Annotated in this window: 17 protein-coding genes; 9 read left to right on the plus strand and 8 right to left on the minus strand. The window is 65.5% G+C overall.

All coding sequences use genetic code 11. The features are described 5' to 3' along the window. Nucleotides 1–24 precede the first annotated feature (24 nt). Genes OHB12_RS15385 through OHB12_RS15400 form a run of 4 tightly spaced genes read right to left on the minus strand, consistent with a single transcriptional unit; the run spans nt 25 to nt 3790 of the window. Nucleotides 25–807 (minus strand): ATP-binding cassette domain-containing protein, encoded by a 783-nt coding sequence (locus OHB12_RS15385; protein ID WP_327120103.1) that lies wholly within the window; start codon nt 805–807, stop codon nt 25–27. Beyond that, a complete protein-coding gene (locus OHB12_RS15390) occupies nt 804–1853 on the minus strand; it encodes an ABC transporter permease (RefSeq protein ID WP_327120105.1) in 1050 nt (349 codons plus the stop codon). The genes OHB12_RS15385 and OHB12_RS15390 overlap by 4 nt, the downstream gene beginning before the upstream one ends. Nucleotides 1854–1863: 10 nt before the next feature. Beyond that, nucleotides 1864–2871, minus strand: a complete 1008-nt coding sequence (locus OHB12_RS15395) for a sugar ABC transporter substrate-binding protein (protein WP_327120107.1) — start codon at nt 2869–2871, stop codon at nt 1864–1866. A 22-nt stretch (nt 2872–2893) separates the two neighbouring features. Continuing rightward, nucleotides 2894–3790 (minus strand): TIM barrel protein, encoded by an 897-nt coding sequence (locus OHB12_RS15400; RefSeq protein WP_327120109.1) that lies wholly within the window; start codon nt 3788–3790, stop codon nt 2894–2896. A gap of 253 nt (nt 3791–4043) precedes the next feature. On the opposite strand from OHB12_RS15400, the gene OHB12_RS15405 reads away from it, so the two are divergent. Then, nucleotides 4044–5048, plus strand: a complete 1005-nt coding sequence (locus OHB12_RS15405; protein WP_327120111.1) for a LacI family DNA-binding transcriptional regulator — start codon at nt 4044–4046, stop codon at nt 5046–5048. Nucleotides 5049–5109: 61 nt separating this feature from the next. After that, complete coding sequence (locus OHB12_RS15410) at nt 5110–6126, plus strand: Gfo/Idh/MocA family protein (protein ID WP_327120113.1); 1017 nt, start codon at nt 5110–5112, stop codon at nt 6124–6126. 69 nt (nt 6127–6195) lie between these two features. Here the strand turns inward: OHB12_RS15410 and OHB12_RS15415 are convergent, their stop codons facing one another. Further along, on the minus strand, nt 6196–7143 hold the full coding sequence (locus OHB12_RS15415; protein ID WP_327120115.1) for a quinone oxidoreductase family protein: 948 nt from the start codon (nt 7141–7143) through the stop codon (nt 6196–6198). An 87-nt stretch (nt 7144–7230) separates the two neighbouring features. On the opposite strand from OHB12_RS15415, the gene OHB12_RS15420 reads away from it, so the two are divergent. After that, nucleotides 7231–7689 (plus strand): MarR family winged helix-turn-helix transcriptional regulator, encoded by a 459-nt coding sequence (locus OHB12_RS15420; protein WP_327120117.1) that lies wholly within the window; start codon nt 7231–7233, stop codon nt 7687–7689. A gap of 190 nt (nt 7690–7879) precedes the next feature. On the opposite strand, the gene OHB12_RS15425 is transcribed toward OHB12_RS15420, so the two are convergent. Continuing rightward, nucleotides 7880–8425 (minus strand): GNAT family N-acetyltransferase, encoded by a 546-nt coding sequence (locus OHB12_RS15425; RefSeq protein WP_327120119.1) that lies wholly within the window; start codon nt 8423–8425, stop codon nt 7880–7882. Between the two features lie 885 nt (nt 8426–9310). Between OHB12_RS15425 and OHB12_RS15430 the strand changes: the two genes are divergently transcribed. Continuing rightward, nucleotides 9311–9619 (plus strand): Gfo/Idh/MocA family oxidoreductase, encoded by a 309-nt coding sequence (locus tag OHB12_RS15430; protein ID WP_327120121.1) that lies wholly within the window; start codon nt 9311–9313, stop codon nt 9617–9619. A gap of 361 nt (nt 9620–9980) precedes the next feature. Further along, nucleotides 9981–10544 carry an HD domain-containing protein gene (locus OHB12_RS15435; protein WP_327120123.1) on the plus strand — a complete coding sequence of 188 codons (564 nt, stop codon included), beginning with the start codon at nt 9981–9983 and terminating at the stop codon, nt 10542–10544. On the opposite strand, the gene OHB12_RS15440 is transcribed toward OHB12_RS15435, so the two are convergent. Together OHB12_RS15440 and OHB12_RS15445 are read right to left on the minus strand one after the other, a co-directional pair. Then, entirely contained in the window at nt 10532–10999 is a 468-nt protein-coding gene (locus OHB12_RS15440; RefSeq protein WP_327120125.1) for an NUDIX hydrolase, read from the minus strand. The genes OHB12_RS15435 and OHB12_RS15440 overlap by 13 nt on opposite strands. Nucleotides 11000–11013: 14 nt before the next feature. Continuing rightward, complete coding sequence (locus OHB12_RS15445) at nt 11014–11793, minus strand: DUF5919 domain-containing protein (RefSeq protein WP_327120127.1); 780 nt, start codon at nt 11791–11793, stop codon at nt 11014–11016. A 115-nt stretch (nt 11794–11908) separates the two neighbouring features. On the opposite strand from OHB12_RS15445, the gene OHB12_RS15450 reads away from it, so the two are divergent. The 4 genes from OHB12_RS15450 (at nt 11909) to OHB12_RS15465 (ending at nt 14605) form a co-directional block, all read left to right on the plus strand. Beyond that, nucleotides 11909–12808: a radical SAM protein gene (locus OHB12_RS15450; RefSeq protein ID WP_327120129.1), complete on the plus strand. Its 900-nt coding sequence runs from the start codon at nt 11909–11911 to the stop codon at nt 12806–12808. Beyond that, complete coding sequence (locus tag OHB12_RS15455; protein ID WP_327120131.1) at nt 12801–13370, plus strand: hypothetical protein; 570 nt, start codon at nt 12801–12803, stop codon at nt 13368–13370. Before OHB12_RS15450 ends, OHB12_RS15455 begins: the two co-directional genes overlap by 8 nt. Before the next feature lie 82 nt (nt 13371–13452). Beyond that, nucleotides 13453–14040 carry a hypothetical protein gene (locus OHB12_RS15460; protein WP_327120134.1) on the plus strand — a complete coding sequence of 196 codons (588 nt, stop codon included), beginning with the start codon at nt 13453–13455 and terminating at the stop codon, nt 14038–14040. Next, on the plus strand, nt 14030–14605 hold the full coding sequence (locus OHB12_RS15465) for a class IV adenylate cyclase (RefSeq protein ID WP_327120136.1): 576 nt from the start codon (nt 14030–14032) through the stop codon (nt 14603–14605). Before OHB12_RS15460 ends, OHB12_RS15465 begins: the two co-directional genes overlap by 11 nt. Nucleotides 14606–14691 lie beyond the last annotated feature (86 nt).

The raw sequence follows: 14691 nt of genomic DNA on the forward strand, positions 1-14691 counted from the left end.
GGCCCGCCTCCCGTCTGCCCGGATTCACGGCGTCACCACGCGCCGCAGCTCGTGCTGCAGGGCGTCCAGTTCCGCGCCGCCCGCCATCTGGCGGGTCAGCTCCTGCACGTCGATCTCCGGTTTCTCGTACGAGCCGAGCACGGCGCCCCGCTTGAGCAACAGGAATCGGTCGCCGACCGGATAGGCGTGATGCGGGTTGTGCGTGATGAGCACGACGCCGAGGCCACGATCGCGGGCCTGCACGACGTACTTCAGCACGACCCCGGCCTGTTTCACGCCCAGCGCCGCGGTCGGCTCGTCGAGAATGAGCACCTTCGCGCCGTAGTGCACGGCGCGCGCAATAGCAATGCACTGCCGTTGGCCGCCCGAAAGCGTGCCGACCGGCTGTTCCAGGTCGCGAATATCGATCCCCATGTCCGCCAACGCCGTTCGCGCGATATCGAGGCTCTTTCTGCGATCCAGCAGCCGGATCGGCCCGTATCCGACGGTGGGTTCGGAGCCGAGCACGAAGTTGCGCCACACACTCATCAGCGGCACCACCGCCAAGTCCTGATACACCGTGGCGATGCCGCGATCCAATGCCGCACGCGGCGAGGAGAACCGGACCGATTCGCCCTCCACCCGCAGCTCGCCGCGGTCGTGCTGGTGTACCCCCGCCAGGATCTTGATCAACGTGGACTTGCCCGCGCCGTTGTCGCCGAGCACGCAGGTCACCTCGCCCGCGTTCACCACGGTGGACACCTCGCGTAAAGCGACCACACCGCCGTAGCTCTTGCCGAGGTCGACGGCTTCGATGAGGGAGGTCATCGGCGTACCCTTTCGGCTCGCTTCTGGAATCTGTTGTTGACCAACACCGCCGCCAGCAGCAGCACGCCGAGGAACAGCATGAACCAGTCGCTGTCCCAGCGGGCGAACACGATGCCCTGGCGCGCCATGCCGAAGATCAGCGCGCCGATCGCGGCGCCGACCGCCGAGCCGAAGCCGCCGGTCAGCAGGCACCCGCCCACCACGGCGGCGATGATGTAGTGCAGCTCGAGCCCGACACCCTGGTTGGCCTGCACGCTCGCGAAGCGGAGGATGTTGCAGGAACCGACCACCCAGCCCGCGAACGCGGTACCCATGAACAGCAGGATCTTCGTGCGATCGGCGGGCACACCGACCGCGCGGGCGCTGGGCAGCTCACCGCCGACCGCGAAGATCCAGTTGCCGAACCTGGTACGCACCAAAATGATCGCGGCGAGGGCGGTCAGCACGATCCACCACACCACCGAGGCCTGGAGGCGGGCGTCACCGATGTTCAGCGTCGAGGCGAACACCCAGCCCGCCGACTGGTAGCCGTCCGCGGCGCGCACACCCGACACCTGAACCGTGTCGGTAACCAACCGCGTCACACCGAGATTCAAGCCTTGCAACGCGAGGAACGTGCCGAGGGTGACGATGAAGCTCGGCAGGCCCGTGCGCATCACCACCCAGCCGTTGAACGCGCCGACGGCGAGGGCGAACACCAGCGAGACCAGCAGCGCGAACCACACGTTCCACCCGGCGTGTACCGCGAGCAACGCGGTGACGAGCGCGGTGGAGGCGGTCATCACGCCCGCCGACAGGTCGAACTCGCCGCCGATCATGAGCAGGGCCACGGCCACCGCCATGATGCCCAGCGTGGACGAATCATCCAGCCAAGTCGCCACGCCGAGCGGGCTGAGGAACCGATCGGTGATGATCGAGAAGAACACGAACACGAGCAGCGCGCCAAGCGCGGCCCCGATCTCCGGCCGCAGGAACAGGCGCTGTAGCGGCGAGGCGCCCGCGGTCTGGTCCTGCGGCGCGTCGGAAGTCTTTGTCACAACGGTCATGTCGTCCACCTCACCGCGTGCCTTGTGCGACCAGCGCCGCCACGGCGTCGACGTTGCTCTTGTCGACGAAGCCAGGGCCGGTCTGCACCGGCGCGCCGCCTCCGACGGTGTTCAGATTCGCTCGGTAGAGCTGCAGCAGCACGATCGGCAGGTAGCCCTGCTCGTATTGCTGCTGGTCGACCGCGAACAGCAGCTTGCCTGCCCGGATCGCTTCCACCACATCGGAATTCAGGTCGAAGGTCGCGACCGTAGCCGCCGATCTCGCCTCGTGTACCGCGTCCACCGCCCGCGCGGCGATCTGGGAAGTCAGCGTCAGGACCGAGTCGATGGAATGGTCGGCCTCCAGCGCGCCCTTGATCCGTGACTGCACGTCGGTCGGGTTGTTGATGTCCACCTGGAGCGTGGTCGCGTTGCCGAAGGCCTTCGTCGCGCCACCGCAGCGTTCGCTGGCGCCGACATTGCCCGCCTCGTGGATCACGCAGAGCATCTTGCCGCGCCCTGCGTCCGCGAGCCGTTTGCCCGCGGCCTGGCCCGCGAGCGATTCGCTCTGGCCCACATGGGCGAACGCGCCGAACTTCGCGCTTTCGGCCTCACCGGAATTGATCGTCACCACCGGGATGCCCGCGGCGACGGCCTTTTCAAGGGATGGCCGCAACGCCTCGGGGTTGGCCATCGAAACGACGAGGCCGTCGACGCCCTGCGCCACCGCGTTGTCGATCAGCTTCGCCTGCTGGCCGGGGTCACCCGAGGCGTTGTACTCCACGCGGACGCCGAGATCCTTGCCCGCGGCCTCCGCCCCGTTCTTGACGACGTTCCAGAACGCGTCGCCCGGGCTGCCGTGTGTCACCACCGCTACCGACTCCAGTCGGCCCGCGGCGACCGGCGTCGGTGCCGGCGCGGGCGCGTCGGTGCCGGGTCCGCTGCACGCGGCGAGGAGGGCTGCCGCGGCAACCCACGGCAGCAGGCGGCCCTGACGCCGCCACCACGCGGTCGCACCGCGCTGTGGTCTCGAAGACATCGTTGTCATCACTACTTTCCCACTAGATTCGTGCCGCGGCAGGCATGATGTCCGCGAGGTGGCGCAGACTGCGTTCGGTGTCGCGGCGCGGCAGCTCCGCCGAGCCGGCCGGCAACAGGGCGGTGTCCTGCTCCATCACATACCAGCCCCGGTAGCCCGCGGCGCGGACGCCGCGCACCAGCGCCTCAATGTCGACGTCGCCCTCGCCGAGTGGAACATACAGCCCGCGGCGCACCGCCTCGCTGTACTCCAGCTTTCCGCCGCGCACCTGGTCGGCCAGTGCGCTGCGGACGTCCTTGAGGTGGATGTGCCCGATCCGTTCGGTATGCCGCCGCGCGAGCCGCACGGGGTCGGTGCCGCCGATCAGCAGGTGCCCGGTGTCCAGGCAGATGTCGAGGTCGGAGTCGGCGAGGAAACGCTCGACCTCGGCTTCGCTCTCCACGTGCGTGCCGACGTGCGGGTGCAGCACCGTGTGCAGGCCGCGTTCGGCAGCGACGTCACGGATGGCGGTGGTGGTGTCCACCAACGTGTGCCATTCGGCGTCGTCGAGCTGTGGGCGCGAATCGTATCCGCAGAGTCCCGTCGCGGCGGCGAGTACGAGGACCTCGGCGCCGGTAGCGGACAGCAGCGCGGTGGTGTCCTTCGCCTCTTCGATCGCCTCGCGCGGGTTCCGGTGCAGCACCAGGGCAAGGAACCCGCCGACCGAGGCGATCCCGAAGGTCCCGAGCAGCGTCCGCAGCTCGGCCGGGTCGCGCGGGAAATAGCCGGGTGGGCCGAGCTCGGTAGCGGACAGGCCGAGCCCGGCCATTTCCGACAGGACGGTGCGCGCGTCGAGCATGCGGCCCCAGCCGGGAACCTCGCAGACTCCCCAGGAGATCGGAGCGCCCGCGATACGCAGCGGGTAAAGCGATTCCGTCATCGGCACTTCTCCGACCTTCGGTGTCGAGTTGAAGCGTTTGGAGCGCTCCAACTATGTAACGTGGGTCATAGCGTGTCAAAGGTTCCCCCTGGACCGATTCTATCGCTACTACCAGGTGATATTTCCCAATTCACGCAGCGCGTCCGAGAAATACCCTGCGAGAAAAGTCGTGTTAGAGCGCTCTATTGATTAGGACTCGCCGATCTTGTATCGTCCGACCCGGCACGGTTCACGAACGCGGAACGGAGGCGACATGGCGCGACCCACAATGGAAGACGTCGCCGAGCGCGCCGGCGTCTCCCGCGCCCTCGTTTCGCTCGTCATGCGCGACTCCCCCAAGGTCAGCGAGCATCGCCGCCGGGCCGTGCTGGAAGCCGCGAAAGACCTGGGGTATCAGCCGCACATCCTGGCGCGCTCGCTGGCCAGCCGGACCTCCAACATCGTGGGCGTCATGGTCTCCGACCTGCGCAACGCCTTCTTCGCCGACGTCGTCGAGGGCATGGACGCCGCGGCGCAGGAGTCCGGCCTCGAACTGATTCTCAACACCGGCCGCCGCAGCGCCGCCCGCGAGCGCACCGCTCTGGAGAGCCTGCTGTCCTTCCGTCCCGGCGGCGTCATCCTGCTCTCCCCGATCCTGCCCGCCGCCGCGATTCGCGAAGCGGCACAACAGGCACCGCTGGTGCTGGTCTCCCGCAGCTCCACGGTCGCCGACATCGACACGGTCAACGACGACGGCGAGATCGGCGCCGGCCTGGCCGTCGACCACCTGGTGTCCCTGGGTCATCGGCGCATCGTGCACCTCGACGGCGGCGCCGCCTTCACCTCCGCGCCGCGCCGCAAGGGCTACCGCGCCGCCATGACGCGCCACGGCCTGGAGCCGATGGTCATCCCGAGCGAGCACACCGACTCCGCGGGCATGACCGCGGTGCGGAAACTGTTGAACCTGTTCTCCCGCGACAACTTTCCCACCGCACTGGTCTGCGGCAACGACTTCAACGCCGTCGGAGCGATGTCCGCGCTCGAGGAAGCGGAATTACTTGTGCCAGAATCAGTTTCGGTCGTCGGCTACGACAATACGTCGTTGGCGGCGCTGCGCCACGTCGCCTTGACCACCATCGACCAGCCGCGCGTCCAAATGGGCCGCCTGGCCATCGAGGCGCTCGCCGAACGCCTCCGCGACGGACGCACCGCCCCGGTCCGACGCCGTCTCCAGCCTTCCCTCGTCGTCCGCTCGACCACGGCCGCCCCCGGCCACTGAACCGCCCTCGCGGACGGCTCACCACCGCCGCACATCGAGATTTCACCTGAAAGGAGTGCCGATGTCATCCCATCAAGCCATCACCTTGGGCCTGGCCGGAACCGGCCGAATCGGAACCTTGCACACCGAAACCCTCAAGCACCTCCCGAACGTCACCAACGTCGTCGTCACCGACGCCGACGCCGACCGGGCCCGCGCCACCGCCACCGAACTCGGCGTCGAATTCGCCCCCGACCTCGACACCCTCTTCGCCGCCGATCTCGACGGCCTCGTCATCGCCACCGCCACCGACTCCCACCCCGCCCTCATCATCCGCGCCGTCGACGCGGGCATCCCCGTCTTCTGCGAGAAGCCGGTAGCCGCCGACATCGAAGGCACCCGCGCCGTCATCGACCACATCAAGCACTCCGCCGTCCCGGTCCAGATCGGGTTCCAACGCCGCTTCGACGCCGGCTACCGCGCCGCGCGCGCGGCCATCAGGTCCGGCAATCTCGGGTGGCTGCACACGCTGCGCGCCACCACCCTCGATCCGGCGCCGCCGCCCGCCGAGTACGTCGCGCGGTCGGGTGGGTTGTTCCGAGACTGCGGGGTGCATGATTTCGACATCATTCGATGGGTGACGGGACGGGAAGTCACCGAGGTCTACGCGATCGGCGCCAACCGCGGAGAGTCCTTCTTCGCCGACGCGGACGACGTCGACACCGCCGCCGTCGTGCTGCGCCTCGACGACGACACCCTCGCCACCGTCTCCCTCACGCGATACAACGCGGCGGGGTACGACGTCCGACTGGAAGCGTTGGGCTCCAAGGGAAACGCCATAGTCGGCCTGGACGACCGTTCACCGCTGTCCTCGGTCGAACCCGACCACACCCCTTCCCCCCACCTCGCCTACCCCGGCTTCATCGACCGCTTCCGCCGCGCCTACACCGAAGAATTGGCCGCCTTCGCCTCCGTCGTCACCGGCGATCTCGACAATCCTTGTCACCCCACCGACGCCCTCGAGGCGTTCTATATCGCCGAGGCCTGCGAACTTTCCCGCCGGGAAGCACGATCGGTCAAGGTAGCCGAAGTTCGCTGATGCTCCGCTTCGCCGGTAGGCCCGCCTACCGGCGACAAGCTGACAACTCTGGGCTTGATAAGGCGCGGCTCAGCCGACGCGGACGATGCTCTTGCCATGGGTCCGTCCGCCGGCCAGGTTCTCGATCGCGGTCTCGACGTCGGACAGCTCGTATTCGGCGGTGATGTCGATGCGCACCGACCCGTCGGCGACCAGGGCCAGGGCGCGGGCGGCGCTGTCGGCCAGCCGCTGCGGACGGGTCTGGCTGGCCAGGTTGCTGTTGTAGGTCAGCAGGGATTGCCCGCGCATCAGCAGGTCGTTCGCGGACACGGTGACCGGTTCGAAGGTGGCGATATTGCCGTAGACCACCATCCGGCCGTGCGCCGCCAGCCGCGCCAGGTTCGCGATGCGGGTCTCACCGCCGATCGGATCCAGGATCACGTCGAAAGACTCCTCACCCAGGGCGGCGGGGAACTCGTCGCGGGTCAGCACCTGGTGGTAACCGAGTCGTCGGGCGTAATCGAGCTGGCCGGGATTGCCGACCACACCGACAATCCGTTCGGCGCCCGCCGCGGCCGCGAACTGTCCCGCCAGCGAACCGACACCCCCGGCGGCGGCGTGGATCAGCACGCTGGCCCCAGCCCGCACTGCCGCCACGGTGTTGATCAGGTCATAGGCGGTCGGGGCGACCCACCCGAACCCCGCGGCGTCACGCAAGTCGATTCCGGCGGCGTTGATCGCCAGTACCGCGGGCGCGATGACGATCTCGGCGTAGCCGCCCCCGCTGATCAGCGCGGTGACCTGTTCCCCGAGGCGCGCCTGGTCCACACCGTCGCCGACCGCGACGATCGCACCCGAGGCCTCGAAACCCGGCACGAACGGGCGCGGGATCGGGAAATGCCCCTCGCGCACCAGCACATCCCCGTACTGCACGCCGGCATAGGCGACCCGGATCGCGACCTCACCTGACCCCGGCACGGGCTCGGCCACCTCACTCATCCGGAACTGATCGTCGGTGTCCAGAACAACAGCCTTCATCACATTCAACTTTCTGTCTTGACTCAGTATCCTGATACAAGAACCTACGCAATGTCAGATACCTGAGTCAAGTAAGGGAGTTGTGACATGGCTGGCGTGCCGGTCGAGGAATACCTGTGCACCCGTATCCGTCGCGCCGAGCAAGCGCTGATGGCCCACCACGAGGCGGTGCTGCGTGGCTACGGGCTGACCATGATCCAGTACACGGTGCTGCTCACCCTGTCCCGCGAGGACGGTATGTCCGGCGCCCAGCTCGCCCGCGCGTGCGGGGTCACCCAGCAGAGCATGGCAACCGTCCTGACCGGCATGCAGAACAAGGAACTCATCGACCGGCAACCCTCCCCGGTGCACGCGAAAGTCATGATCACCACCCTCACTGCCGCCGGCCGCGACCTGCTCGACCGCGCCTACCAGGAAGTCGTCGTGCTCGAACGTGCCCTCACCCACCGATTCACCCCCGACGAGCACACCCTGTTCTGCGAGTTCCTCGACCGCGCGACCGCCACCCTCACCGAGCAGACACCCACCACACACGCCAGCCGGTAACCAACGCGCACGCGGGGAAAGCACTGTCCGCCAGCGTGTCAGCTCTCTTGTCCGCCGGCCGGGCGATCTACCACCCTGAAGCGCACCGGCTTGACGGATTCGCGGTGCCGCCGAATCGATCTTGCCGCGCGCCTGCGCGACGGGCATCAACGCCTTGCCAGCGCTGCCGAGGTGCGTCATGTGTCGGCGCTCAGGCCAACCGCCGGGCCATCTCGTCCATCACAGGCGACTCGGCGAAGGGTTGGTCTTGTCCGATCACCCGCCAGCCCCACGACTCATACACCGCTCTGGCAGGGTTGCCGACACGCACCAGCAGGTAAGCCAGTGATTCCGGACGCTGGGATAGCAAAGCGTCGTGGATGATTCGCGCAAACCCCCGGCCCTGCTGATCAGGGTGTACGGCGAACTCGCGGAAGATGTAAACCGGTGCGCCCGTCGATACGGGGAGTAGTTCGGGGTAGATCCGAACAGCCTTGTGCCACACGGCTCGAGGCCGGCCATAGGGGGTGCCGAAGGAATAGCCGATCATGCGTCCGTCGATCCGTCCCGTCACCAATTCGAAACCCGGTATGGGGGCGTACATCTCTGCTAAGCGTTCCCAGAATTTCTCGGGGCTGTACCACGGATTGTCTTGCTGCTCGCGGTGCGAGGCAAGGTAGACGGCCTGGAGTTCGTCGGCGAATTCGAGCGTTTCGGCTGCGCCGTAGCGCGCGAGCTCGAGTGGGACGGTAGTCATGACTCGATCGCCCGCTGAGCGCGTAGGACATCGTCCCGGAGAAGCTCGTGGAGTTCCTGAGCGGCTGGTTTACGGCGCTGATCGGATGCCACCGCCGCAAGCACTTGTTCTCCTAACCCCATGACGAATCGGGTCCGATGCTCGGTCGGCAAGCCTTCCAAGGTCGTCGTCGCGTATCGGGTGCCCTGGCTAGGGTCTCCGCTGCGTACCAAGCACAGAGCGCGCTGAAGCTCGATCTGCACGGGCCCGCGCCGACTGTGCGGCGGGTACAGATCGAGCGCCGCCCACTGCGCCCGCTCGGCCCGCGGCTGGAACTGTTCCGCCTCAATGCGTCCGTCGCCCGCCTCGGTGCCCGAATCGCACTCCCGTCGCCGGTCGACCGGCACGGGTTTCGGGTATAGGTACAGCCACCAGGCGACAGCTACCGCCCGTCCGGGCTGGCCGTCATCGGGGCCATCCGCGCATGTGCCGGACCTCGGGAATCTGGTAGGTAGAGCCGTGAGCGACGAGACGCACCCCACCGAACGGGACGGCGTAGCAGCCACATGATTCGTAGACAGCGGAGTGATCCGTGTGGTCAGTGTTCGGCATCAGGACGGCACGACTACCCAGAGTCACGGGCGCCATCCCCGGGAGAGTGTTTCGGCCTGATGCCGCGCAAGCTGTGGGACCGAATCGCTACGAATACGAGTCACCTGGATACGAGACATGGCCACGTTCGATAGCCTCCACCTGGAGCCCTGAATACGTGCACTCCTGACCTCCCCCTACGTCAGGTCAGGAGCACATGGCTGTCCAGTGCAAGGCCAATCATTCTCCCGACGGAAGATCTTTTCGATGACTGGATGTTCAGTAGCTCACGCAGTTCGTCCGGCTGGAGCCAGCGTGGGCCACGATGGATCATTCGGTGACAGTTCGAGCACATCGGGTTCCAACGCCGCCTGGACGACCGTTCACCGTTGTCGTCGGTCGAACCCGACCACACCCCTTTTCCTCACCCCCGCCTACCCCGGCTTCATCGACCGCTTCCGCCGCGCCTACACCGAAGAACTGGCCGCCTTCACCTCCGTCGTAACCGGCGATCTCGACAATCCCTATCACCCCACCGACGCCCTCGAGGCGTTCCATATCGCCGAGGCCTGCGAACTTTCCCGCCGGGAAGCACGACCGGTCAAGGTAGCCGAAGTTCGCTGATGCTCCGCTTCGCCGGTAGGCCCGCCTACCGGCGACGAGCTCGCCCGGATCGATCGCCCAGACACCATCGCCGCCAGCTTCGGGCCTGATCATGAATTCCCGAAATCGTTTGCCGCCGGAGCCGAGGGAAGCCGATCACGGTAGCTGGCTGGAAGTGCACCGCTACGAACCTCGAGGTCGGCACGTGTGCACGCGTAGAAATTATCGCGCCGCGGTGCCAGCTCGTTGTAGTTGCGGCGGCTGTGATCGCCGCGCTGCGTGCAACGGTCGAAGCGTTGTACCCGGCTGGCAGAGCTTTCTATTGGCGAAGGTCGGAGAATACGAATCAACCGATGGCAGTGGATTTCGGTAGCGTGGGGCAGTGGCTGATCACCTATCGTCCTGGGCGTGGCGGGTAGCTCAGAGCGAACTGGCGCAGGCATTGCCTCGACGCTGGGCGCACTCGCAGGGAGTTGCGCGTGCAGCCGCCGCGCTGTCAATTCTGGTGGACGATGACCACGATCTCCTCATAGCCAGCGCGATCTTGCATGACGTGGGTTATGCTCCCCGGCTCGTGATGACCGGCTTTCATCCGCTGGACGGTGCCCGCTTCCTGCGGGATGAGCACCAAGCCGATGAGCGGCTTCTTCGTCTGGTTGCCAACCACACCTACGCGCTCCTGGAGGCCGAGGAGCGCGGGTTACGCAAAGAATTGGAAGAAAATTTTCCGATCCTCGACAATCCGCTGCTGGTCGATGCCTTGATTTACTGCGATATGACCACCACCCCCTGCGGCACACCGACCACGGCTGCTGATCGGGTCGCTGAGATCCTGGCACGCTACGGTCCAGACACCATGGTAGGCAAATTCATTCAGCGGGCCGACCCGGATATCCGCGCCGCCGTGGGCCGGATCGAACGCGCACAAGAGGTTCAACCGAGGTAGGGATAGTTCCCTGACAAATAGTCGCCGATCTGTTGGCGCATGCTCGGGTGGATGTCGTACTTATCCAGATCCTCTGGCGCAACGAAGGTCACCCCGTCGGCCTCATCGTTGATCGTCGGTTCCCCCCCAACCGGCCGGCCAACGTAGCAGTTCTCGTATTGCTGGCGGATCTCGCCGTCGGTGTACGCGACGATGTGGTTCGGATTGCTGTATACGCCAAGGAAACCCGTAATCTCTGCGGTGATGCCAGTTTCCTCCTGGCATTCGCGGACCGCACACTCGGCCGCAGTTTCGCCGAAGTCCATGGCACCGCCGGGAAGCGCCCATTGCCCGGTGTCGCGGCGACGCTGTAACAGGATCGCACCGGACTCATTGGTGACCAGTAGATTGCAGGCCACCACAAGGGAGTTCGGCTTGGGTGCCTTCGGGTCGTGGTAGTACTCGATCCTGCCCATCGTTTGCCTCTCACTCAGGGTGTCCAGGGCTGTGCGTCAGCCCAGATCGCATCGAAGCTTTCGGTGTAGCTGTCGAACCATCCGGTCTCACCCACGCGTCTGAGCTGGAAGACCGGGTTCGCACTGGCCGGCTGTCCCCAGATGTGAGGGTTGACCAGCAGAACGTCGTCGTAGCGGAACAACGAGTTGTACAGCGTGGTGCCGTGGAGCCGCACGTCGCACCGCTCGTGCGACAACAGTGAGCGGTAGTAGCTCAACGAAGCCCGGACTTTCGCCGCCAAGGTGTCGCCGCCGATGCCTTCCTCCCCGCCGCGAGCGGCGACGGCCTCGCTTTCGGGGTTGCCGAAGCACAGGCGAACGCGGACGCCTTGCGTTGCCCGCTCGATGAGCATTTTCGCAACGTGCGGATTCGATTGTGCAAAGAACGTCCCGGAGAAAACGAGCACGTCGATTTGCTCGGTGGCATCGCGCAGCAGTGACAGCCAAGTCTCCCGTGGTACTTCGGCTCGGTTGAAGTAGGTGGTGACAAGTTCGATGTTCTTCGACACCGGCGGCGTGTCGGGGGACGGGGGCCATAAGAATGTCTCTTCTACACGGAGGTGGTGAGCCACCCGCCGGCGGTGCCTGGGGTGCGGTACCCGGCCACTGAGCCAGCGGCTAACCGTCTTCGGGTCGACCTGGCAGACATCAGCCAACGACTCGGGCATGACCCCCCGCTGGTGGAGCACGGACTGAAGCCGGACGTTCACGCTTTCAATAGAACCCAACTGCGGGGTGTCGGGCAAGCACACCATGACGTGTCCCCAGAACGTTCCAGGACGTCCCTCCTGGCGTCCTATACGCGGTTACGGGGTCCCGGGGTAGCCCGACACGATGGTCTCCCTCTCCTAAAACCTAAAGGGGGCCAGTGTGATCCGGGAAACCATAGGCATTCGCAAGATCGAGATGCTCTACCTGCAGTTGCTGTATCGCTGCAACTTCGCCTGCAAGCACTGCTTCCACGGCGAGCGATTGGAGTACGCCGACGCGTTCACCGCCGAGCAGGCATCCAATCTCATGCGACTCATGCAACAGCAGTACGCCACCGAGGCCGTGACCCTGCTCGGCGGCGAACCCTTCGTCCACAAGGACCTGCCGCGTGTGGTCCGCTACGCCAAGCACACGCTCGGACTGACGGTCGAGATCTGCAGTAACGGCTATCGTATCGGCCCGCGCCTGCGCCAGATCGCGCCGTGCATCGACCTGCTTCGCATCTCGCTGGAAGGAGTCGGCACCACCAATGACCTGATTCGCCGCGCCGGAAGTTACGCCGCGGCAATGGAATCGCTCGCACTGGCGCGCGATCTCGGCGTGCAAACCGGGGCCACGCTGACAGTTAATCGGTACAACATCACTGAAGTAGTGGAGCTCGCCGGCACTCTCGCGGCGTTGGACGTTTCGCAGCTCAAACTGCACCAGCTGCGACCTGTCGGCAACGCCACCCACCACCCGGACATGCTGGTCACCGACGCGGCTCACTACGTGCGTCTACGCGCGCAGCTGCGTGATGCTCAACTTGGTATCGAGGTGATCCTGGACGAAGACCTCTCCGAGAACGGCACTGCTATCTGTGCGGTACCGACCGTGCGCCATGAGATCGACCGGATCGAGTCGGACCCGCGCGGCGCGCTCACCATGTCGTGCAAGGCGGTGGGCAAGGACTCGCACGCCTTTTGGTACGACAAGGACGCGGATGAGATCACATACCGGCCGTCGGCGAATGACGAACTGACGCTGGCTATTCCGGATGTGGTGTACGGCAATGCCTGACCGCAACCTCTTCGAGAGCATCGAAGGCTTACCTGGAACGGGAAAATCGACGGTGACGCCGCTGCTTGCCGAGGCTCGCCAGGCGGTGCTGGTACCCACGGTACCGCCGTTGTACCAGCCGCTGCGCCGGGAGCTCGACCTTTACAAGAACGCCGACGCGCGGATGTGCTTGTTCCTGTCCGCCTTGTTCACCGCGACCGATCAGATCCGCCGTTACCTGGACGCCGGGATCCCGGTCGTCGTCGAGAGCTACTTCGCTCGTTGCTTGACCACTCACAGTGTGTTCGGCGCCCAGCTCAAAGTCGCCCTCCCGGAGGGCCTGCCCCAGCCGGTCACCTACCAACTGGTGTGCGAGCCGCGCGAACGACTCAAACGTCTGGCCGAGCGGGACAAACCGATGACGCGCTGGGACGTCCTCGCCGAGCAGCAAACCGACCAACTCACCGACGCCTACCGCCGGTTCCCGGTCCGTCGGATCGACACCACAGCGGCAACACCCGACGACGTTGTCCGAAGCATCTTGTCACTCAACGCAGCCGAGGTAGACCATGCCATCCACTAGCCTCTGGGAACACACTCTGACCTTCTTCCCACAGTTTCGCCGTGCACTCGCTGAAGAGTGCCGGCCGGGCGCGACCGTCACCGTGATCGGTGCCAGTGACGGCAAGTTCGTGCTGCCGCTGGCTGAGGCCGGATACGATGTCATCGCGATCGAGAACGATCCACTTGCGCTCTGCGGCGGTGAGGTCCTGCTCCCGGTGTCCGGCTTCGCCTATGCACCTGGCCTGGTCGAACGCTTGAAAGAGGCCGACTTGCAGCAGCGAGTGCGCATCGTCGCCGAGGACTTCCTCGATACCGAGGTCGATGGGCTGGTTTCCGACGCGGTTTGGACGAGCTGCTCCTGGCACTACAGCGTCAACCACCGGCGCCCTCTCAGTGAATTCGTGACCCGCATGCAACAGCTCGTCCAACCGGGTGGGCTGTGCGGGGCAGAGTTCATGATGCCAAGCGATGACCGGCATGATGAGATCGAGCATTACACCACGCCAAACGCACTCGCCAGCCACTTCGGTGACGCCTGGACCACGCTGCTGGTCTTGCAGACCGCCCCTTTCCTCGAGCGCGCCCACGTGGGGCAAATGCACGACCACACACACCGGATGGGCATGCTCATGGCCACAAAGCATCCGGACGGCTATACGAAAGGTGGACCCAGCCACGATGAAGCATGAGTACGAAGCGAAGTTCCTGTCCGTAGACGTCGAGGCTGTGCGAGCCAAGCTCGTTTCACTCGGCGCCACCCAGTCCATCCCTCGAACGTTGCTGACCCGCAAGATATTTGAAAACGAATCGCTCGCGCAGGGAGCCTGGGTTCGTCTTCGCAACGAAGGACCCCACTCGACGCTGACGCTGAAGCAGGTCACCGATGCCACCACGATCGATGGCACCACCGAGATCGAGACCACCGTCGGTGACCTGCAGGCTGTGGCCGAGATCTTGACGCATCTCGGCCTACGCGAAGTCCGATACCAAGAGAACTACCGCGAGGAATGGAAGTTGGGCGACACGGTGTTCGATATCGACACTTGGCCAGGCTTGCCGACGTTTCTCGAGATCGAAGGCGCCGACGAGGCAGCGGTCCGCAGCGCAGCCGCCCGCCTCGGCCTCGACTACTCCGTTGCCCGCTTCGGCAGCGTGGACGAGATCTACAGGAGCGAAACAGCACGCGACATCCTTGCCGAGCCAACACTTCTGTTCAACGACGCAGCACAGAAACAGCGCGGACGGCCGAACTGAACTTCCAGGCTGCTTCATGCCACCTTCGTGCAGCGCTGACGGCTGCGGGAGACCCAGTAAGAGACGACTCCCCACTTGACGGTCCG

The organism is Nocardia sp. NBC_01730, from assembly GCF_035920445.1.
GTDB lineage: Bacteria > Actinomycetota > Actinomycetes > Mycobacteriales > Mycobacteriaceae > Nocardia.